Consider the following 20,266-nt stretch of genomic DNA (forward strand, 5'->3'; position numbering starts at 1 on the left):
GCAGTATGGTTTTGCAATTTTTACACAATACCAGTCTATCTAATATGGCTAATACTTTAATTAGTCTGACCACTGCTTTTTTATTGGGTGGATTGATTGGTTTTGAACGACAGTATCGACAAAGAACAGCGGGTTTGAGAACCAATGTTCTGGTCGCTTTAGGTGCTGCAATTTTTGTTGATATCGCCAATAATCTTTCAGGGGCAGATGGTGCAGTACGCGTAATTGCGTATGTAGTTTCTGGGATTGGTTTTCTGGGTGCAGGTGTGATTATGCGTCAGGAAGGCAATATTCATGGTTTAAACACAGCAGCGACACTTTGGTGTTCTGCTGCTGTGGGGGCTGCGGCGGGGTCAGATCTGATTATGGAGGCTATATTGGCGACAGCATTTATTATCGCCGCGAATACTTTATTACGACCTCTCGTCAATATGATGGATCGGCAACCATTGGATGCTGAGTCAGAAGTGACCCATGTGATCTATCTGATCGCCCATAAGGATCATCGAAAAATGGTGATGTATAAACTCACCGAAATGTTGCAAAGTTTGAATTATCCCTTGATGGATCTGGATGTTGAGCCTTTTGGGGAAGAGGATGTGGAAATAGAGGCAACCTTAATTGCAACGTCCATAGACCCTGTTGAAATGAATGAAATGATTAAGCAACTTAATCAAATGCCACAAGTCCAACAGGCCTATTGGGATAAAAATACGATGGCTTAAACATCGTATTTTTAGTTTCAATGAAATTTAAAAAAGCAGTTTGTTGTTTATGTCTTTTTAAATTTTACTTTGAATATAAGCGAAACAATAATTCCGACAATTAATCCCCAAAAAGCAGAGCCAATTCCAAAAAACTGAACCCCAGAAGCGCTACATAAAAAAGTGAGTAGCGCTGCTTCGCGATCATTCGGTTCATGAAAGGCAATGGCGATATTGTGGCTAATGGTACCAAATAGAGCAATACCCGCCAGCGCCATAATGAATAATGACGGAAATGACATCAGTAAACTGGTAAGTGTCGCTGCAAACAAACCCATTAAAATATAGAAAAATCCACAACTGATCCCCGCAATATAACGTTTGGCTGGGTCGGGATGCACTTGATCATCCAGACTTACAGCGGCACTAATCGCGGCAATATTAACGGTATAACAGCCAAAAGGGGCAAGCAAGGTTTGCGTTGCACCCGTCCAGCCAATCAATTGATTGACATGAGGGCGATAACCATAACTTTTAATCATGGCGATACCCGGTAAATATTGTGATGCCATATTGATGACAAAAAGGGGCAGTGCTAATCCTAAAATTGCAGACCATGTAAATTCAGGTGTAATCCACACCGGTTTTGCCAAAGTCCAATGTAGAACAGGAGGGTGAAACTCCATAAAAAATGGGCAGATGATAATGCCAATCACGACCGTAATGACAATACAGTAGCGTGGCCAAACACGTTTAGAAACGATGTAGACGGCAAGTAAACTTAGAATAAACTGCCAGTGATCCTGCATATTGGCAAAAATAGCAATTCCAAATTTAAGTAAAACGCCAGCCAGCATTGCACTGGTCAAACTTTGTGGAATATAAGCGAGGACTTTTTCAAAAACACCAAAGAAACCAAGCAATGCAGTGATTAAGCCACATACCAAAAATGCACCAATCGCTTCATGTAAATTATAGCCACTGCCTGTTGCAATAATTAAGGCTAGACCCGCTGTCGACCATGATGTTGCTACAGGATATTTAAATTTCCATGACAAAATTAGACCAGATAAACCAATCCCAATCCCTAATGCCCAAAACCATGAGGTTATTTGTTCGGTCGTTGCACCCAGTATTTGTGCGGCTTGAATAACCAACACAGCAGATACACTGATCCCAATCAGAAAAGTAACAAATCCAGCAAAAGCGGCAGGAAGTGAAAAATCACGAATAAATTTTTGCATGATTCAGCTTTAGGTCATAAGGTGTTTAAGAAAATGCTTTTCAAAATTCAGCGAAAGAAAAGCATGGGTTGTATTCTAAAGAGGTAGGGATTTAAACAAAAGGTAAAATCTTACAAAGTTGAAGTCGCAAGTTTTAAACCAAAGCCAAAGAATAAAATACCCACCATAAAGATACTGACCGCAGCGATTTTATCTTGAGATTTAAAAAAAGCTGATAATTTCACTCCTGAAAAAATCAGAATGGTTAAATAACTTAGACTTACGCATTGTAAAATGATGGATAAAATCAGAAAACTTAGCGCGGGATAAGGATAAGTAGGATCGACAAATTGCACAAAAAAAGACAAGAAAAATAAAATCGCTTTAGGGTTAAGTAAACTAATGCCGAGTGCAGTGCGATAAGGATGAATCTGATCAAGTTGCGGTAAGTCTGCCATTTGAATTTCTTCCACAGACTTATTTTTCCAGCGTTGATAACTTGCTTGCAGTAGCTTAAACCCTAAATAAGATAGATAGAGTGCACCCACAATTTTGAGTGTAGTAAAAATCCATGGAAAAGCGTGCATAAGAGACGCGGCGCCAAGTACCGTACACAAAATTAAAATCGCATCGCCCGTGAAAATACCAAATGCGCCACGATAACCAGTTTTAATACCATAGCGCGAAGCAATCGACATGACGTAAATAGAATTTGGTCCGGGTAAAAATACAATTAACAAGGTACCAACGATGTAAGTTGCTAGATCTATAATCCCGAACACGAAGATTTACTCATAAAAAACCGATTTTTGTACTATAACAAAAATCGGTTTTAATATGTGAATTATCAAATATTAGGGTTGAATTTCGGCATCAATTCCAAATGACTGACGTAGTAAGGTATTGAGCTGATCACGCGCTTTGATAAAGCCATCAATGCCACTTTGTAATAACTGAAAAGCCATTAAATCATGTTCGAGTTCAATTTTGAAACTTTCACGTGTTTGCGTATCTCGATTGATTTTCTCGGCATCGGATGCTGATTTAGAGCTTAAAACAGTTTCAACCTGACGGTGGTCTTGATTTAATTCAGTCAACAATGCTGGAGAAATCGTCAGTAGGTCACAACCCGCTAGACCTAAAACCTGATCGACACTACGGAAACTTGCACCCATCACCTGAGTCTGGATATCGTGTTGCTTATAATAATGATAGATTTTTTTGACTGAAATCACGCCTGGATCTTTTTCGGTCGGATAGTGATCAATATTTTCAGCCTTTTTATACCAATCCAGAATACGCCCGACAAATGGAGAAATGAGAGTGATATGCGCATCTGCACAGGCTTGAGCTTGATGCAAACCAAACAATAAGGTTAAGTTACAAGCAATGCCTTCAGCTTCAAGTACTTTGGCTGCTTGAATACCTTCCCATGTCGATGCAATTTTAATTAACACTCTAGATGGATCGATGCCATAATCTTGATAAAGTTTGGACAATTCACGCGCTTTTTGCAGGGTCGCCTCTGTATCATAAGATAACGACGCATCCACTTCAGTCGAAACACGACCTTCAATCAACTTTAAAATTTCAACGCCAAATTTGACGGTCAAAATATCAATGGTACGTTCAATCAATTGATCTGCCTGATAACCTTCTTCACGTGCTTGCGTGTAAGCAGCTTCGATGAGTTCACGATTTTCAGGCTGGCTAGCTGCCGCAGTGATTAATGAGGGATTGGTTGTGGCATCCAGAGGACGAAACTGGCGAATCGCTTCGAGGTCACTACTATCAGCGACAACGGTTGTAACCTGTTTTAATTGGTCTAAAGCTGTTTGTGTCATTGCAATCAACATTCTTGGTTTAAAATATTTATCTCTTTAGTTATAGCATATTCTATTGTAAATCCACGTTAAAACTTGTCGATTGATTATTTTCTGTCACGTCGAATATGCTCGATTAAATATCGCGCAGCAGATCCTAGCTTACTTTCTCGACTCCATACTAGATCGATGTAATATTCAAATTTGGGCGTAAAATCCAGAAGATCTAAAACTTTCAGTTGTTGTTTTAATCTAGGGTTTTCCTTGAACATTTCTGAGGGTAAAACGCCCCAGCCTAAATTTCTGACAATCAGCATATAAGCCGAATGGTGATTATCTGTACGCCAATAATTTTTAGAAAACAATAATTCAGGTTTAATCGTATTATCCCGACTTGCCACTACGATTTGACGCTGATTTAACAGATCTTCAAATTGAATGTGCTGCATGTTCGCCAAAGGATGTGTTTTGGAGACAACAGGAATCAGTGATTCTTTTTTGATTTCAACGAATTGTTCACGATAATCCAGATTCTCCCGTTCAAACATCCATGCTAGTTGCGCGCGCTGATCGAGCAACATGGCTAAAGCATCTTCTTGAGGTGCAGAGGTAATATTAATTTGTAAATCTGGAAATTGTTTGGAAACTAGACTGACATAATCTGTCCAATTGGTATCCAGTAGTTCAGACGCAATCACAATATTCAAGACTGATTCAAGTCCTGTACTGAGTGCATATGCCTGTTGTTTCCATTGATTCATTTCAATCAAAAGCTGGTTGGTCTTTTCATAAAGCACATGCGCTTCCGAAGTGGCAACAGGTTCACGACCAAGTCGTTCAAACAAATTTAAATTAAGATCTATTTCCAAATTAGCAATAGACATGCTGACCGCAGATGGAACTTTGTTTAATTTTCTTGCGGCAGCAGAAAATGAACCTGTTTCCATCACGGTCTTAAAGATGGTGAGTTGTTCCTGATTAATATTCATCTATCAAAATTATTGAAAGAACCTAATTGTATTTATCAAAATTATAAAAATAAAATAAGCATACTGTAAACAAAAAGAGTGTTTTAAAATGTTGATTTCCAAAAGACGAATTATTCATGCCTTGAGCTATGAAGTGATTCTATTGGTCATCATAGCAATCGCATTGAGTTTTATTTTCGATGTTCCGATGGAAGTCACAGGCTCGTTAGGTATTGCCATGGCGGTGACTTCTGTAGTCTGGAATATGATTTTTAACCATTTTTTTGAAAAATTTGAACATATGCATCAGCTTAAACGAACCATTAAAGTCCGTATTCTTCATGCCATTGGTTTTGAAGGCGGCTTGATGCTTGCAACGATTCCAATGGTGGCCTACGCCATGAATATGAGTATCTGGCAGGCGATTGTTTTAGACTTTGGCTTGACCATGTGTATTTTGATTTATACCTTTATATTCCAGTGGTGTTATGACCATTTAGAAATGCGTCTGGGTTATGCGCCTCAAAACTAACAATTTAAGTCACTGATTTTTAAAATTGGTGACTTTTTCTATGAAAATTAACATAATTAACAATTAAATCTTTCATTTCGCTACTAATTGAATTTGTTAGTTTTTTATAAATATTTGAATTTTATAATATTGAAATATATGAATTTTAATTTAATGCCATTTGTCGGTTTTGTCTTATTTTTACTCAATATTTTTGTACGATAAAATGAGTTTTGTCATTGATGATGAACTAAATATAAAGGAAATATAATATGAAAAGTAAAATATTTTACAAAACAATGTATTGCAGTTTAATTGGTGTAACATGCATTTCTGCGGTACATGCAGCTGATTTTAAAAGGTTCTCAGTGTCAGCAGGGTGGTTACATGTAATGCCACAGGGAAAAGCAAATCCGTTTGATATCTCGACCTCTGTTCCAAGTGGTACTAAAGCCAATGTTGGTCAAATCTCAATCCCTGCATTTATGAGTGCTGTTGATCCAGAGGCTACTCTTCCATCTACAGGTGAAAATGCTAAAGATATTTTGGATTTAGTCTTTAAAAAACCTGAAGGCGGTGGGCAAAGTGTTGGGGAGCTACTGGGATTTGTTGATTCTGAAGGTAATGTCACTCCAGTTACGTCTGGAGTAGCTACAATTAATGGCATTGATCATTGGCAAAATGAAGGAAGCGGATTAGAAGCGGATGATGTAGATACTCTTGGTCTAACTTTTAACTATTATTTAAATGAAAATGTTTCATTGCAATTTATTGGAGGTATTCCTCCTAAAGTTGATATTAACGGCAAAGGGTTTATTAAAGCACCATTGACAGGTTCTGCTGCGCCAGGTGGTTTGGCTGGCAGTGTTATTGGGAATAATCTTGGACTAAAAAAAGACATTCCTATTACCAATTTAGATGCTTACGGCAAAGCCGCAACGGTACGTGCTTGGACACCTGCACTGGAAGCCCAATATCAGTGGGGTAGAGCGGGCATAAATAAGTTTAGACCCTATGTCGGCGCGGGAGTAATGTATGCTCATTTTAGTGATATTAAACTAAACTCTGGTATACGCTCTGACTTGGAAGCTGCCGGTCACATGATTCAAAATATTCATGATCGGCAGGCTGGTGCTGCATTAGACGGTAAAAAATCCAGTGCAAATCCAGTGGTGGATGTTGACGCAGATGATGCGATTGCACCGATTGTAACTGCTGGATTTACTTATGATATCACGCCAAATTGGTATACAGTGGTTTCAGTGTCTTATGCAAAACTCAATAATAAGGCCACGATTAATGTGTTTGATAGCAATACAAACAAACAACTGATTCATGCCACGACCAAAATGGATATCGACCCTATCATTACTTATTTGGGGGGAGGTTATCGTTTTTAATTTTAGTGTCGAGGTTTAAAACTTTATTGATACTGGCATGCTGATCAATACAATGATGGGCATGCTTTTTTAGTTTAGCAAAATAACAAAGCTTTTTTACATTTGAATGATTAATCGCGCATAAAATTTCACAGTTCAACTTACTTTCTGGTATGCATAGCTCGCATATTTAAAAGGCTAAAATGCACATTATCAAATTATGGATTATGTTCAGATGTTACAATTGAAAAAAATGAAGATTTGCTTTGCTTTCGGTTTATTGATCTTCTCATCAGGTTGCCAAAATTTACCCACCACGCTGGTCGCGAAATTAATGGATAATCAGCAAACTCGAGAGAATGTTCAATATCTTGAACAATATGCCAAAGAAAATATTAATCAACAACTTATTATTAAAACTGATCTAAATTATGGCGATCAGTCGAGTCAAAGATTGGATATTATTTATCCTGAAGTGTTGGTCGATCAAAAGATTCCTGTGGTCTTTCTGGTTCATGGTGGTGGTTGGGTTGCTGGTAATAAAGAGAGTATGTTGCCTTATGCGAAAATGATTGCGGATCAAGGTTTTTTGGTAGTCAATGTTGAATATACTTTAGTTCCACAAGCCGCTTATCCTCAACAGGTATTAGAGTTAAATCAGGCAGTTGAGTATGTTGTTCAGCACCAAAATCAATTACCAATCGACTTATCTCGTGTATTTTTTAGTGGTGATTCCGCAGGTGCAAATATTACGAGTAGTTATGTTGCCGCATTAAATGCGCCTAAAATGGCAGAGCAGCTTAATTTGAAAGCGTCTATTTCTGCTCAAAGTGTGAAGGGACTCGTTTTACATAGTGGTGATTATGATTTAAAAACCTTATACCACTCAAGTGCAAAAGCTGGAAAAATCGTTTCTTGGGGGGCACAAAGCGTCATTGCCCAATACAGTGGCTATCCTCATCCTAAGGATCAACAATTAGACTTGATGTCCGCTTATCCATGGGTCACAGCGCAATTTCCACCCGTGTATTTTAGTGCAACAGATCAGGATATTTTGACCCAAACCCAGACTAAGCCATTGGTTAAAAAGCTCAAAAATTTGGGTGTTGATGTCAGTTCGAAAATATACACCAAAGATTATGCCGAAAATATTAATCATGATTTTAACTTCAATATGCGGTTTAAAGCCAGTCATGAAGTTTTTGATCAGTCGATCCAGTTCCTCAAGCGTCATTCTTGAACTTGATTGAAATTTTAAGTAGTTATAAAAAAATCAGCATCCAAATAGGATGCTGATTTTTTTCAAGACATTGATAGAAAATAAATAAAACTTATTTTTCTACAATGGCAACCACACCTTGACCACCAGCGGCACAGATCGAGACTAAAATACGCCCTGAACCTTTTTGGTTGAGAATTTTAGCCGCAGTCGCAAGGATACGACCACCTGTGGCAGCAAATGGATGACCCGCAGCTAAAGAAGAGCCGTGAATGTTCAATTTAGAACGGTCAATCGCACCCAAAGGAGCATCTAAGCCTAAACGCTCTTTACAGAATTTAGGATCTTCCCACGCTTTAAGCGTAGAAAGTACTTGTGATGCAAATGCTTCATGAATTTCGTAATAATCGAAATCTTGTAGTTTTAAACCAGCACGTTCAAGCATACGTGGAACTGCATAAGCAGGTGCCATTAATAAGCCTTCTTTTTTATTCACGAAGTCAACTGCTGCTGTTTCAGAGAAGCTTAAGTAAGCCAATACTTCATGTCCGTTTGCTTTCGCCCATTCTTCAGAAGCTAAAAGAACAACAGATGCACCATCAGTCAGTGGAGTAGAGTTACCCGCTGTCATGGTCGCATTTTCACCTTTACCAAAAACAGGCTTAAGTTTGGCAAGTTTTTCGACTGATGAGTCTGGACGTAAGTTATTGTCGCGCTCAAGACCCATAAACGGGGTAATTAAGTCGTCAAAGAAACCTTCTTCATAGGCTTTTGCCATTTTGTGATGAGAAGATGCAGCAAGTTCATCCTGTTCTTCACGACCAATATTCCATTCAAGTGCGGTAATTGCAGCGTGATCGCCCATTGAAAGACCTGTGCGTGGTTCACCATTTTTTGGCGCATCCATCAATTCTTTCAAATTAATTTTAGTTAAAGCCTTTAAGCGATCTTTACCTGTTTTTGCGATGTTCAATTCAAGCAAAGCTTTACGTAACCCGTCACCAAATGCGATAGGAGCATCCGAAGTTGTATCTACACCGCCAGCAATTGCAACATCGATTTGTCCCAGTGCAATTTTATTGGCAACGGCAAAAGCAGCTTGTAAACCTGTACCACATGCTTGCTGGATATCGTAAGCAGGTGTTTCTGGTGCAAGGGCAGTGTTCAGTACGCACTCACGGGTCATATTAAAATCACGGCTATGTTTTAGTACCGCACCCGCAACGACTTCACCAAGGCGTTGACCTTGAAGGTTGTAACGTTCAACCAGACCATTTAATGCAGCAGTCAGCATGTCCATGTTAGATGCTTTAAAATACGCGCCATTAGAACGGGCAAATGGAATACGGTTACCACCAATAATGGCGACACGGCGAATTGCGTTTTGACTCATGTTTTGATCCTGTTGAACAGAAGGTTGCGCTTTAGTTGAAGTTGATGTTTTTGTACTAGCTGGCGTTTTACTGGTTGCAGCAGTCGTTTTTGTACGCGCAGTGCTTGCACGTGTACGTGATGTTTTGGTTGCGGTTGCAGAGGTTGCTTTCGCTGTACCTGAAGCTGTACTTTTAGTTGCGCGTGGAGTGCGCTTTGATGTATTTGACACAGTATCCGAAGCAGTATTAGTCGGTGCTGTTTGCTCTTGTGGATTGTCTTGAGTTGTTTTGCTCATAAGGCTTTTCCAAGCATGTTTATGATATTCTTGCGGTGTACATTAACATAATTAAAATAGACCTGTATTGACTAGAATGACATTCTAGACTGCATTCAGGTCAAGACATATCAAGATTAACTCAAGTATTATTTTATTCAAATCCATGAACCTATATGTTCACAAGTTTCCAACAAAGGATATAAACAGCAATTATCTGGCTGAGTTTATACATACATTTTTTGCATGAGAGATAATAACCATGACTGATCAATACCAGGCATTTACCCAATCACCACTTGGTAAATTTGTCGTAAAAAATTTAGGTTTACCATCACCCGTGGTGCTAGATCGTTTTGAAAGTGCAGAACCGGTGATTAATGGTGCTGTATTGCTTGGTGCTGCGCCTTCAAGTTCATTGTCTGGTGCAATTGCTCAAGTATTGAGTAATATCCATGCAGATAGCTATGCAGGTAACAATGCAGAGTTACAGCAAACTGCCGCAAAAGCGGGTTTAAATTTACGTGCCTTTAATTCAGGCGATAAAGAGTCTAAATTTAAGGCGGTGGTTTTTGATGCGTCTGGTATTCAAAACTCTGAACAGTTGAATGAACTGTATAAATTCTTTAATCCAGTCGCGCGTCAAATTCAGAGTTCTGGTCGCGTGATTGTGATTGGAACAACGCCAGAATCAGCAAAAACGGTTAAGCAAGCGATTGCACAACGTGCACTTGAAGGTTTTGTGAAATCTGTTGGTAAAGAATTCAAAAAAGGTATTACTGCACAAGTCGTCTATGTGGATGAAGGTGCGGCGGATAATATCGAATCAACTTTACGTTTCTTGCTTTCTCCACGTTCAGCGTATGTTTCTGGTCAGGTGATCCGTGTATCTAAAGCAGATGTGGTAAAAGTAGGCTGGAATCAGCCATTGGCAGGTAAAACTGCATTGGTCACAGGTGCGAGTCGTGGTATTGGTGAAGCAATTGCACATGTATTGGCACGCGATGGCGCACACGTTATTTGTCTGGATGTACCACAGCAGCAAGCAGATCTTGATCGCGTTGCAGCGGAAATTGGTGGCTCGGCTTTAGGTTTGGATATTACTGCGGCTGATGCAGGTGAGAAAATTAAAGCGGCTGCTGCAAAGCAGGGCGGTTTGGATATTATTGTACATAACGCTGGTATTACACGTGACAAAACTTTGGCCAATATGAAGCCTGAGCTTTGGGATCTGGTAATTAACATTAACTTGTCAGCGGCTGAACGTATCAATGACTATCTATTGGCTAATGATGGCTTGAATGAAAATGGTCGAATTGTTTGCGTTTCTTCAATCAGTGGTATTGCAGGGAACTTGGGACAAACCAACTATGCTGCATCTAAAGCAGGCGTAATTGGTCTGGTGAAATTTACTGCGCCAACGTTGAAAAATGGTATTACTATCAATGCTGTTGCGCCAGGTTTTATTGAAACTCAGATGACCGCTGCGATCCCATTTGCGATTCGTGAAGCTGGTCGTCGTATGAACTCGATGAATCAAGGTGGTTTACCTGTTGATGTTGCGGAAACAATCGCATGGTACGCATCAACTGCATCAACTGGTCTAAACGGTAACGTTGTGCGTGTTTGTGGGCAAAGCTTACTCGGCGCATAATTTGCTGGTTTTTATGTGGTCGCTTTGAAAATAGAATAATATTCGCCCTCTCTTTATCATTAAGGAGAGGGTATCCTCATTGTAAATCTATAAAAATTGAATAAGGTCAACCATGAATACACGCCATTTTAGCCAACTTCCTAAACCGTATCTGGCTTATCCAAAAGTCATTCAAGGTCTGGTATTTAAAAAGCCAACGGGTCCAAAAGTTTTGCCACAGGTTGAATATGTGGTGGATTCATTTCAAGTCGATCAAAAACATTTGCAAGCTTATAATGAAGTTTGTGGCTTTAAAAATGATGGTTTTATTCCTGCGATTTATTTAGCGGTGCTTTCGCAGAGTCTACAGATGCATATGATGACCACAGAAGCTTTTCCATTTGCAGTGTTAGGTTTGGTTCATATTCGTAATCAAGTCAAACAAACACGTAAAATTGGAGTAGATGAACGTTTAACATTATCTTGTAAATTTGGCGAGTTAAAGCCGCATGATAAAGGCGTTCAGTTTGATTTCATTACGACTGCAAAAGTGGGTAATGAAGTGGTGATGCAAGGTTTAACCACTTACTTGTCTCGTCAAAAGACAGAGAAAAAGACTACTGAAAAAGCAAAAGAAAGCAGAATACCAGAGTATCAACTTCAACAAGTATGGGATATTGCAGAAAATACAGGTCGTCGTTATGCCAAAGTTTCAGGCGACTTTAACCTCATCCATATTCATGCGGTGACGGCAAAAGCCTTTGGATTTAAACAAGCGATTGCGCATGGAATGTGGAGTAAAGCAAAGGCTTTGGCCAATATCAACTTACCAGACGCTTATGAAGCAGATGTATGGTTTAAACTTCCAATGTATTTGCCATCAAAAGTTGAGTTTTTGACAGCAGAGCAGCCAAAGGAAACTGATTTTTTAATTCGCAATGAAAAGTCTAAAAAACCGCATGTTTCAGGGACGGTCAGCGCTTTGTAAATTTTAAAAGCCCGATCAATTCGGGCTTTTTATATAAAACTAGAAAAAATGAGGGAACAAGAATGAGCGCTTTAACAGAAATTTTATTTGCAGATAAGCAAAATTATCACGGTTCGATTGATCAGCGTTTTCACGATTTGGCAGAACAATTTAGCCGTTTGCAGGATGCGCGGACTGAACAAGGCGGAGCAGCTTTAGCCGTTTATTTTCACGGTCAAAAAGTGGTTGATATTTATACTGGAAAAAAGTCACAGACTGAACAATGGAATGATGAGACGCTTTCTGTTTGTTACTCAACTGGAAAAGGTGTATTAGCAACTTTGGCACATATTTTAGTCAGTGGGGGCTTGATAGAATATGACATTCCAATTGCACATTATTGGCCAGCGTTTGGGCAGAACAATAAAGAGCAGATCACACTCAGACATATATTGAGTCATCAAAGCGGTTTGTACGACATTCGCAATTTGATTGAGGATGCACGTGAGATGCTGAATTGGTCACATATGTTACAGGTGTTTGAACAAGCGACGCCACGTTTTGCTGTTAATCAAAGCAATGCTTATCAAGCATTAACATTTGGCTGGTTAGTAGGGGGCGCGCTTGAAAAAGCGACTGGACGCGGTTTATCCGATTTAATGCAAACTTATTTGGTTAAACCTTTACAATTAGACGGTGCATTTTTTGGTGTGCCGAGTTCAGAGTTGGATCGTGTTGCTAGATTAATTCCACAAAAAAGATCAACTGAACAAAAACCTCAAGACGCTCAAACAAAGAAAGTAAAAGCACATAAACCTTCTCTTGCCGATAAATTAGTCACATGGACTGGACAAAATCCACAAGACTTTCAGGATGCGATGATCCCAAAAGGAATGAAAAATTTTAGTTTCTTTAGTGATGAGGGACTGCAAGCGATTATACCGGCAGCCAATGGTGCTTTTACAGCAAATAGCCTAAGTAAGATCTATGCGATGCTTGCCAATGGTGGTCGATGGGAAGGTCACACCTTGATCCAGCCAGAGGTTTTTCAGCAACTGAGTACGATTCAAAGTTATGCAAGAGATAGAGTCATGCCGATTCCGATGAACTGGCGACTCGGTTATCATCGCGTTTTAACGATGGGCAAACGTGCCAAAAATGGCTTTGGACACATCGGTTATAATGGTTCGGGAGCATGGTGCGATCCAGATCGAAACTTAAGCTTTGCTTATACTCATAATTTTAAAATTGGTTCGATCACGGGGGATTATCGTTTATGGGGATTGACTCAAGAAATCTTGCGTTGTGCAGACCTGATATTAACAGGGCGTAAGGGCTGGTTTTAATTTAAATTTTCAGTTTTGCAGGAATGTGATAAGTGATCTGAATATATTTGGGTTGTTGTTTGATATGGCTGATGCTTCCCCCCAAACCTTCTACAAGTTTTCGGCTGGCAAAATTTTGTTCTGCTACAGGATAAACAAAATAATCAGCTTCAAAGTTTAAAACCGCCCAATCATAAATCGACTTCAAAGCTTCTTTGGCATAGCCCTTAGCGTGTTGATCTTCGCGTATCCATAAACCAAATTCAGGCGTTTGAGTATGGATACGGTGAATGCCAATTAAGCCAATAAACTTTTGAGAGCTTTTATCTGTTAGCACAAAATATTGATCTGTGCCTTGAGTTTGAGCATGTATCCAGCTTTTACCAATCGACTCAAATTCCGCAAAAGATTTTGCTGGCTCCCAAGACATAAATTGAGTCAAACTTGACGTAATGCATGGATAAATATCAGGACAATCCTGTAACTTAAAGGTTTCTATGTTAAGTCTAGGAGAACTAAGACTTGGAGTAGCAAGCATAGTGAAATTTATATATTTTTAGCGAACTTAATTATCATATATAAATAATAATCATTTGCAAATATAAAGTTAGATTGAATTCATTAATTCCATTTTAATCATGATTTCCACATGACGTTGAAACGATGGCTGATCTAAGCCTTGTAGACCAAGTTGATAAATTCCTTCTAAACCACACACAAAAGCAATGAGTCGCCATGCCACATCTTGTGCGGTTGTCGTTTCAAGCATTTTAAACTGCTTTTGTTGTATCCCATCTTGAATCAACTGCACCAATACATTGTGCCATCGTTGCATGGTGAGGTTATAGGCTTTTTTTATTTCGATATCTTGTTCTATCAAAATTTCAGCTTCATTCCAAAGTCGTAAATAAGGCTGAGTTTGCTCGATATTTTCACAACCCAATAGTAAAGAAATACGTTGAAGCCATGAATCTGTAAGTACCTGAGCTTCAAGTTCATTCAATTGATCCATCAATTCAATAAAAACTTGCGCTTTTAAGTGTGAGGCAGACTCAAAATGATGATGAACTTGACCTGTAGAAACCTTTGCTTGCGTTGCGATCGCCCGAACGGTCAATGCATTTAAACCTTCTTTTAATGCCAAAGTTTTAGCAGCAGCTAAAATCATGTCACGACGTTGTTCACGATTTAAATAGTTCATTCGCTTGGCTTTCAATATTTATCATCATCAAATTCAAGTTTAATAAAAGTTGGACGTTTGTTCAAGTTTGAGTATAATGATTTTAATTTGAACAAGTGTCCAACTTTAAATTGGGTGTTTTATGTACCGCAAGTGGATGATTCTTGCAATCATCGTTTTGATTTATTTGCCAGTCTCGATTGATGCCACCATTTTGCATGTCGCGATTCCGACCTTAAGCGCAACTTTGGCACTCAGTAATAACCAAATGCTCTGGGTCATGGATATTTATTCCTTGATTATGGCAGGTTTTATTCTGCCAATGGGAGCGTTGGGGGATCGTATTGGTTTTAAACGCCTAATGATCATAGGGGCGACGATCTTTGGTCTGGCATCTTTAATGGCGGCATTGGCTCAATCGGCTGATATGCTAATTTTGGCTCGCGCTTTACTTGGGTTAGGCGCTGCCATGATTCTTCCTGCCACATTATCAGGTGTCCGCAACAGTTTTCTAGATGAAAAACAACGCAATTATGCGCTAGGGATTTGGGGAACAGTTGGTGGCGGTGGAGCAGCTTTTGGTCCGCTACTGGGTGGTTTTATTTTGGAGCATTTTGATTGGGGCGCTGTGTTTTTAATAAATGTGCCCATCATTATCCTCGTACTCATTTTAACGGTTTGGATCGTACCAAAACAAAAAGTTGAATCTAAGCAGCCTTTAAATCTGTTACAGGCACTTATTTTAGTCAGTGCAATTTTAATGATCATTTATGCCGCTAAAACAGCGACGCATGAATTGAATTATTTCATTATTTTATTGTTTGTGATTGGACTCGGTGCTTTGATCCTCTTTGTTAAACAGCAGTTAAAATCAGCAAGTCCAATGATTGATTTTAGTTTGTTTAAGCATCCTGTGATTTCCACCAGCATGGTCATGGCAATTGTGGCGATGATCGCACTCGTCGGATTCGAGCTTTTGTTGTCTCAAGAACTTCAGTTTGTTTATAGTTATACACCGTTGCAGGCAGGCTTATTTATCTTACCTTTTATGATTGCGATTAGCTTGGGTGGGCCATTTACCAGTTTTTTAATGAATCGTTATGGACTTCGCCCAGTCGCCACTTTAGGGATGATGATGTGTGCCTTTAGTTTATGGGGTTTTGCGCTTACTAATTTTGATACACAACATTTGCAAACGTGGAGTCTCATGATTGTTATGGGCATCAGTGTTGAAATTGCATTGCTTTCATCAACTGCTGCGATTATGACTGCTGTGCCTCCACACAAAGCAACCGCAGCTGGGGCAATAGAGGGTATGGCATATGAACTCGGTGCCGGTTTAGGGATTACAATATTTGGTCTTTTACTTTCTTTTTTTTATACGCAATCTTTATTGATTCCACATGGTTTACCATCTGAGTTAGCTCAAACAGCAAGTCATTCAATTGCTGAAGCGATGCAAATTGCACAACAACTCGATGATAAAAGCTTAGTGCTCGCATTGACTCAGGCAGCATCAGATGCTTTTAGTCATTCACATGCGAAAGTGCTTGCGATTGCAGGAAGTTTATTTTTAATTTTATCTGGTTTTGTGTGGTGGGCATTGCCTTCTAAGCGAGTATGTGATGAGGAGAATAGCTATTAAAACAATTTGTTTATTTAATATTTGCTTGTTGATGTATTGTTGCTGAATTCATTCACTATCGGGCAAAAAAACAGTATCCTTATAAATACATTAAGGAGCATTCATGTATCAAGTACTGGCTAGAAAATACCGTCCTCTTAATTTTATTGAATTGGTCGGGCAAAATCATGTGTCACGTGCACTCACTAGTGCGCTTGAGCGTGGACGTTTGCATCATGCCTACTTGTTTACAGGTACGCGCGGCGTGGGTAAAACGACCATAGCGCGTATTCTGGCGAAATGTCTAAATTGTGAAACAGGCGTTACTTCTACCCCTTGTGAAGTTTGTGCAACTTGTCGCGCTGTCAATGAAGGTCGTTTTATTGATCTGATTGAGATTGATGCGGCATCACGTACCAAAGTTGAAGATACACGTGAGCTTTTGGACAATGTGCCTTATGCACCAACTCAGGGGCGTTTTAAGGTTTATTTGATTGACGAAGTGCATATGCTGTCTACGCACTCATTTAATGCCTTGCTTAAAACTCTGGAAGAGCCGCCAGAACATGTGAAGTTTTTATTTGCAACCACAGATCCGCAAAAGCTTCCAATTACGGTGATTTCTCGATGCCTACAATTCACCTTGCGTCCTTTAGCTGTAGATGAAATTACCGAACATCTGACGACTATTTTAGACAAAGAACAGATCAGTGCAGACAAAGATGCGATTTGGCAGATTGCAGAATCTGCGCAAGGGTCTTTGCGTGATGCTTTATCTTTAACAGATCAGGCGATTGCTTACGGGCAAGGTGAAGTCCATCATCAAGATGTTAAGGAAATGTTGGGGCTGATTGATCGAACCATTATCTATGATCTGATCATTGCGATTCATCAAAATCAACAGGCGCGTGTCAGCCAATTATTACTACAATTCCGCCAACAAGCGCTTGATGTATCACTGGTACTGGATCAGTTGATCTCCACCTTACATGAACTGGCCTTGTTGCAATATTTACCTGAGTTAAGCCTCAAATACAGTGAGGAAATCAATCAAAAGATTTTAGCATTGTCAAAAATGGTGTCGGCTCAGGATTTACAGCTTTACTATCAGATTGCCTGTAAAGGTCGAGCAGAATTACAACTCGCCGTGACTCAAGAACAAGGTTTCGAGATGTGTGTGCTACGTTTATTGGCATTTCGTCCTTTAGCAATCGATGAAGTTGTGCTTGAACAATCTCCAGGAATGTCATCTGAAACTGTACAACCTAGCTTTGAAGCAAATACATCGACATTCGCACATGATTTTTCCACTGATAACTTATCCGCACATGATTTGCCCAAAGATGATTTGACGGCTGTTTCGCATATTCAGCCAATATCCTCTAAATCTGATCAAGTTGAAGCCAGTTCAGTCCTAATTAATACTGAAAATTTTGAGGAAGAATCTCAAACCTTTGAAGAACCAGAGCAATTGATTGCCATGGATCATGAAGCGTTGGAGTCTTCTCCTGCACCTACAACTGACACACAAGAAAATATGGTGGTCTTTGATGCAAATTCAGATGAGTTGATTGGATTCGATACAGAAAAACCTGTACCAGCGATGTCAGTCGATGAGATGCAGGTTTTTCCTGTAGAAGAACTCTTAACTAAATCAGATATAGTCGATCCATCGCAGGATTCTTTTCTAGTTGAACCTATCGAACCTCTGGGCGAGGCAAAGCAAGATATGCTTTTGGTTCAAGATGGTATTGTTCCAACAGAGAATGTTTCATCAGATCGACCGGTATCTTCACTATCAGATAATATTGAAGACTCTAGTAAACCTCTAGAAAATCTATATGAAAGTGCCCAAAATCCTAGCATTTCAGCTACTGATGCTGCAGTGAATTTTGAATCCACTGCCCAGACCATACAGTTTGAAGAACATCAACCTGTTGCGTCGCGTCATGAAGATTTAATGCCACAAGAAATTCTTAAACTTTCTGCGGAAGTTCTTGATGGCGAATGGACGCTGGAAAAGTGGGAATATTGGTTTAGAAACAGCCAGCTTTCACCTGCTGTTCAGGAGTTGGCACAGCATGGTCTGATGTCAGGTCAAATAGACGGACTATGTACATTTACCATTCCGCAGCAATATGAAGGCATGCTTTCACAGCTTCAACATGCTTTGGAAACCGAGATTCGATCTTTATGGCCAAATACCCAGTTTACGGTGCAATATGCTGAAGTTTCAGGTATCACACCATTTGTAAAACAAGCGGAACGTAAACAAAAAGCCTTTCAACGAGCCGAACATTTGTTGAAAAAAGATTCTGTGGTCAAAAGTTTATTGGAAACATTTCAAGGTGAATTACAAAATATCCAGTTAAAACCATGATGAAGTAGTTTTTTTAAACGTATTTAATCTGATTCGCTTTTTAATACATAAGGTTGAAGTGCTATTCTGATTGTGTCTGGAACGGATGTTGTTTTGCGCGTTTCACGATCCACAAAAACATGGACAAAATGACCTTGAGCAGACGGTTCAACATGATGTTGTTTAAAAATGGCTAATTCATATCTTAAAGATGAATTTCCAATTTTCGCAATGGCTACGCCAACTTCAATAATATCTGGAAAAGACAGTTCTTGAAAAAAACTGCATGCAGAATCAACCACGAGACCAATGATGGGAGATTGGCGGATATCAAAACCCGCGTGTTGAATCAGTAATGAGTTCGCAGCAGTGTCAAAGTAACTATAATAAGTGACATTGTTGACATGACCATAAATATCATTATCTGCCCAGCGTGTCTGGATATTTAAAAAGAAATGAAATTGATCACGTGTTTTTATTACAGTTTTTATCGATTCTTTGTTCATGCGTAAATCGCCTCATAGATTCCAAGCGCAGCTTGTTCCGTCATTTCGCATGGATTATTTTGTAAAAGGCGAGTTTGTAGCATCGCATCTTTGGCAAGCGTCTCAAGACTTTGCCGTGGTACATTCAAATCTTGTAGCTTTAAAACCAGTCCACTTTGATCTAAGTGATTTTGCATATGATCAATAAAAAGATCACATAAACCATCGGAACAGCCATTACTATGTGGATCCAGCCATTGCATCAGTTCTGCATAGAGATGCTTGGCATGTGGTGCATTGAATTTGAGAACTTCGACTAAAACCAATGCATTGGTATGCCCATGCGAAAGATGAAAATGCCCACCTAATGGATAGGCTAAGGCATGAACTGCACCCACTGGTGCATTGGCAAAAGCTTGTCCCGCGAGCATTGATCCCAATAACATATTTTGTCGCGCCTCGAGATCCGTACCATCTTTGAGGACTTTAGGCAGATTATCATTGAGTAAGCGCAATGCATTTTTTGCCAACATATCCGCGTAGAAATTTTTCTTGATTTTGGAGGTATAGGCTTCTATGGCATGCACCATCGCATCTATCCCTGTCGCAGCAGTAATATGTGCAGGTAGGCCTTGAGTGAAATTTGCATCCAATATGGCAATATCAGCATATAAATGGGGGGAGACAATACCTGTTTTAGTGGTTTCACCTGTAGTGACGATAGAAATTGGGGTAACTTCGGAGCCAGTCCCAGCAGTGGTAGGCACTAGAATTAGTGGCAGTTTGGGGCCTTTGGCGTTATTCACGCCATACATCTCCGCGATAGTCTGTCTTTGTTCAGGATGTGCCAATAAGGCAATGATTTTAGCAACATCCATCGAACTACCACCACCAAAACCCAAAATCGCATCAACTTTTTCTTTTTTAGCAAACTCAGCGGCATCGAGCACGATATGTTCGGGCGGGTCAGCCTGAATGTTGGAATAAATTGAATAAGTAATATTTAGGCGTTCTAAAATCTCGATAATAGGTAAATGCAGCTGGTGTTGTACCATTCCTGCATCGGTAATGATAAGAAGTTTTCGATAGTGATTCTCGAGAATAATCTGTTTAAGTTCCTGTATTGAGCCAAGACCTGAAATAATGCGAGCTGCTGTCTGAAATTGAAATTGGCTCATGAGGTATTTCCTTATTTTTCATCATAAATCGAACATTTCT

18 protein-coding genes are annotated in these 20,266 nt (G+C 39.5%); 9 read left to right on the top strand and 9 right to left on the bottom strand.

From position 1 onward, the window contains the following. Nucleotides 1-5 precede the first annotated feature (5 nt). Nucleotides 6-725, top strand: a complete 720-nt coding sequence (locus J500_RS02080; protein WP_004989136.1) for an MgtC/SapB family protein — start codon at nucleotides 6-8, stop codon at nucleotides 723-725. 47 nt (nucleotides 726-772) lie between these two features. On the opposite strand, the gene J500_RS02085 is transcribed toward J500_RS02080, so the two are convergent. The 4 genes from J500_RS02085 to J500_RS02100 form a co-directional block, all read right to left on the bottom strand. Continuing rightward, entirely contained in the window at nucleotides 773-1,948 is a 1,176-nt protein-coding gene (locus J500_RS02085) for a benzoate/H(+) symporter BenE family transporter (RefSeq protein WP_004997660.1), read from the bottom strand. 110 nt (nucleotides 1,949-2,058) lie between these two features. Then, entirely contained in the window at nucleotides 2,059-2,709 is a 651-nt protein-coding gene (gene leuE / locus J500_RS02090) for a leucine efflux protein LeuE (RefSeq protein WP_004989131.1), read from the bottom strand. A gap of 72 nt (nucleotides 2,710-2,781) precedes the next feature. After that, nucleotides 2,782-3,771, bottom strand: coding sequence for a transaldolase (tal, locus tag J500_RS02095; RefSeq protein WP_034697898.1), 990 nt, complete (start codon nucleotides 3,769-3,771; stop codon nucleotides 2,782-2,784). Between the two features lie 86 nt (nucleotides 3,772-3,857). Beyond that, complete coding sequence (locus J500_RS02100; protein WP_004997663.1) at nucleotides 3,858-4,739, bottom strand: LysR family transcriptional regulator; 882 nt, start codon at nucleotides 4,737-4,739, stop codon at nucleotides 3,858-3,860. Nucleotides 4,740-4,827: 88 nt separating this feature from the next. On the opposite strand from J500_RS02100, the gene aceI reads away from it, so the two are divergent. The 3 genes from aceI to J500_RS02115 all read left to right on the top strand — a co-directional run bounded on the left by aceI (nucleotide 4,828) and on the right by J500_RS02115 (nucleotide 7,848). Then, nucleotides 4,828-5,250, top strand: a complete 423-nt coding sequence (gene aceI, locus J500_RS02105) for a chlorhexidine efflux PACE transporter AceI (protein ID WP_004997664.1) — start codon at nucleotides 4,828-4,830, stop codon at nucleotides 5,248-5,250. A gap of 251 nt (nucleotides 5,251-5,501) precedes the next feature. Beyond that, nucleotides 5,502-6,629 carry an OmpW/AlkL family protein gene (locus J500_RS02110; protein WP_004997665.1) on the top strand — a complete coding sequence of 376 codons (1,128 nt, stop codon included), beginning with the start codon at nucleotides 5,502-5,504 and terminating at the stop codon, nucleotides 6,627-6,629. A gap of 214 nt (nucleotides 6,630-6,843) precedes the next feature. Beyond that, nucleotides 6,844-7,848, top strand: a complete 1,005-nt coding sequence (locus tag J500_RS02115; protein ID WP_004997666.1) for an alpha/beta hydrolase — start codon at nucleotides 6,844-6,846, stop codon at nucleotides 7,846-7,848. A gap of 91 nt (nucleotides 7,849-7,939) precedes the next feature. Here J500_RS02115 and J500_RS02120 read toward each other — a convergent pair whose 3' ends face one another. Next, nucleotides 7,940-9,496 (bottom strand): acetyl-CoA C-acetyltransferase, encoded by a 1,557-nt coding sequence (locus tag J500_RS02120; RefSeq protein WP_004997667.1) that lies wholly within the window; start codon nucleotides 9,494-9,496, stop codon nucleotides 7,940-7,942. Nucleotides 9,497-9,737: 241 nt separating this feature from the next. Between J500_RS02120 and J500_RS02125 the strand changes: the two genes are divergently transcribed. The 3 genes from J500_RS02125 (at nucleotide 9,738) to J500_RS02135 (ending at nucleotide 13,421) form a co-directional block, all read left to right on the top strand. Next, nucleotides 9,738-11,129 carry a 3-oxoacyl-ACP reductase gene (locus tag J500_RS02125; protein ID WP_004997669.1) on the top strand — a complete coding sequence of 464 codons (1,392 nt, stop codon included), beginning with the start codon at nucleotides 9,738-9,740 and terminating at the stop codon, nucleotides 11,127-11,129. A gap of 112 nt (nucleotides 11,130-11,241) precedes the next feature. Continuing rightward, the gene (locus J500_RS02130) at nucleotides 11,242-12,096 is read left to right on the top strand and encodes a MaoC family dehydratase (RefSeq protein WP_034697799.1); all 855 of its coding nucleotides are present in this window, start codon (nucleotides 11,242-11,244) and stop codon (nucleotides 12,094-12,096) included. 62 nt (nucleotides 12,097-12,158) lie between these two features. Further along, a complete protein-coding gene (locus J500_RS02135; protein ID WP_034697802.1) occupies nucleotides 12,159-13,421 on the top strand; it encodes a serine hydrolase domain-containing protein in 1,263 nt (420 codons plus the stop codon). A gap of 1 nt (nucleotide 13,422) precedes the next feature. Here J500_RS02135 and J500_RS02140 read toward each other — a convergent pair whose 3' ends face one another. Then, a complete protein-coding gene (locus J500_RS02140) occupies nucleotides 13,423-13,938 on the bottom strand; it encodes a GNAT family N-acetyltransferase (RefSeq protein WP_034697805.1) in 516 nt (171 codons plus the stop codon). 69 nt (nucleotides 13,939-14,007) lie between these two features. Then, nucleotides 14,008-14,601 (bottom strand): TetR family transcriptional regulator, encoded by a 594-nt coding sequence (locus J500_RS02145; protein ID WP_034697808.1) that lies wholly within the window; start codon nucleotides 14,599-14,601, stop codon nucleotides 14,008-14,010. Between the two features lie 121 nt (nucleotides 14,602-14,722). Here J500_RS02145 and J500_RS02150 point away from each other — a divergent pair, with 121 nt between their 5' ends. Together J500_RS02150 and dnaX are read left to right on the top strand one after the other, a co-directional pair. Beyond that, nucleotides 14,723-16,225 carry a SmvA family efflux MFS transporter gene (locus J500_RS02150; RefSeq protein WP_034697811.1) on the top strand — a complete coding sequence of 501 codons (1,503 nt, stop codon included), beginning with the start codon at nucleotides 14,723-14,725 and terminating at the stop codon, nucleotides 16,223-16,225. 103 nt (nucleotides 16,226-16,328) lie between these two features. Then, nucleotides 16,329-18,584: a DNA polymerase III subunit gamma/tau gene (gene dnaX, locus J500_RS02155; RefSeq protein WP_034697814.1), complete on the top strand. Its 2,256-nt coding sequence runs from the start codon at nucleotides 16,329-16,331 to the stop codon at nucleotides 18,582-18,584. 23 nt (nucleotides 18,585-18,607) lie between these two features. On the opposite strand, the gene J500_RS02160 is transcribed toward dnaX, so the two are convergent. Together J500_RS02160 and J500_RS02165 are read right to left on the bottom strand one after the other, a co-directional pair. Continuing rightward, on the bottom strand, nucleotides 18,608-19,069 hold the full coding sequence (locus tag J500_RS02160; RefSeq protein WP_004997700.1) for an acyl-CoA thioesterase: 462 nt from the start codon (nucleotides 19,067-19,069) through the stop codon (nucleotides 18,608-18,610). Further along, nucleotides 19,066-20,226: an iron-containing alcohol dehydrogenase gene (locus J500_RS02165; protein ID WP_004997701.1), complete on the bottom strand. Its 1,161-nt coding sequence runs from the start codon at nucleotides 20,224-20,226 to the stop codon at nucleotides 19,066-19,068. The genes J500_RS02160 and J500_RS02165 overlap by 4 nt, the downstream gene beginning before the upstream one ends. Nucleotides 20,227-20,266: the final 40 nt, after the last annotated feature.

The organism is Acinetobacter sp. 479375, assembly GCF_000581715.1.
Lineage (GTDB): Bacteria > Pseudomonadota > Gammaproteobacteria > Pseudomonadales > Moraxellaceae > Acinetobacter > Acinetobacter ursingii.

What these genes read in the sequence shown, in the direction of transcription:
- J500_RS02150 (WP_034697811.1), top strand. Translation starts at nt 14,723, where the DNA reads ATGTACCGCAAGTGGATGATTCTTGCAATCATCGTTTTGATTTATTTG.
- J500_RS02160 (WP_004997700.1), bottom strand. Translation starts at nt 19,069, where the DNA reads ATGAACAAAGAATCGATAAAAACTGTAATAAAAACACGTGATCAATTT.
- J500_RS02110 (WP_004997665.1), top strand. Translation starts at nt 5,502, where the DNA reads ATGAAAAGTAAAATATTTTACAAAACAATGTATTGCAGTTTAATTGGT.
- J500_RS02100 (WP_004997663.1), bottom strand. Translation starts at nt 4,739, where the DNA reads ATGAATATTAATCAGGAACAACTCACCATCTTTAAGACCGTGATGGAA.
- dnaX (WP_034697814.1), top strand. Translation starts at nt 16,329, where the DNA reads ATGTATCAAGTACTGGCTAGAAAATACCGTCCTCTTAATTTTATTGAA.
- J500_RS02130 (WP_034697799.1), top strand. Translation starts at nt 11,242, where the DNA reads ATGAATACACGCCATTTTAGCCAACTTCCTAAACCGTATCTGGCTTAT.
- J500_RS02140 (WP_034697805.1), bottom strand. Translation starts at nt 13,938, where the DNA reads ATGCTTGCTACTCCAAGTCTTAGTTCTCCTAGACTTAACATAGAAACC.
- aceI (WP_004997664.1), top strand. Translation starts at nt 4,828, where the DNA reads ATGTTGATTTCCAAAAGACGAATTATTCATGCCTTGAGCTATGAAGTG.
- J500_RS02115 (WP_004997666.1), top strand. Translation starts at nt 6,844, where the DNA reads ATGTTACAATTGAAAAAAATGAAGATTTGCTTTGCTTTCGGTTTATTG.
- J500_RS02165 (WP_004997701.1), bottom strand. Translation starts at nt 20,226, where the DNA reads ATGAGCCAATTTCAATTTCAGACAGCAGCTCGCATTATTTCAGGTCTT.
- J500_RS02145 (WP_034697808.1), bottom strand. Translation starts at nt 14,601, where the DNA reads ATGAACTATTTAAATCGTGAACAACGTCGTGACATGATTTTAGCTGCT.
- J500_RS02085 (WP_004997660.1), bottom strand. Translation starts at nt 1,948, where the DNA reads ATGCAAAAATTTATTCGTGATTTTTCACTTCCTGCCGCTTTTGCTGGA.
- J500_RS02080 (WP_004989136.1), top strand. Translation starts at nt 6, where the DNA reads ATGGTTTTGCAATTTTTACACAATACCAGTCTATCTAATATGGCTAAT.
- tal (WP_034697898.1), bottom strand. Translation starts at nt 3,771, where the DNA reads ATGACACAAACAGCTTTAGACCAATTAAAACAGGTTACAACCGTTGTC.
- J500_RS02120 (WP_004997667.1), bottom strand. Translation starts at nt 9,496, where the DNA reads ATGAGCAAAACAACTCAAGACAATCCACAAGAGCAAACAGCACCGACT.
- J500_RS02125 (WP_004997669.1), top strand. Translation starts at nt 9,738, where the DNA reads ATGACTGATCAATACCAGGCATTTACCCAATCACCACTTGGTAAATTT.
- J500_RS02135 (WP_034697802.1), top strand. Translation starts at nt 12,159, where the DNA reads ATGAGCGCTTTAACAGAAATTTTATTTGCAGATAAGCAAAATTATCAC.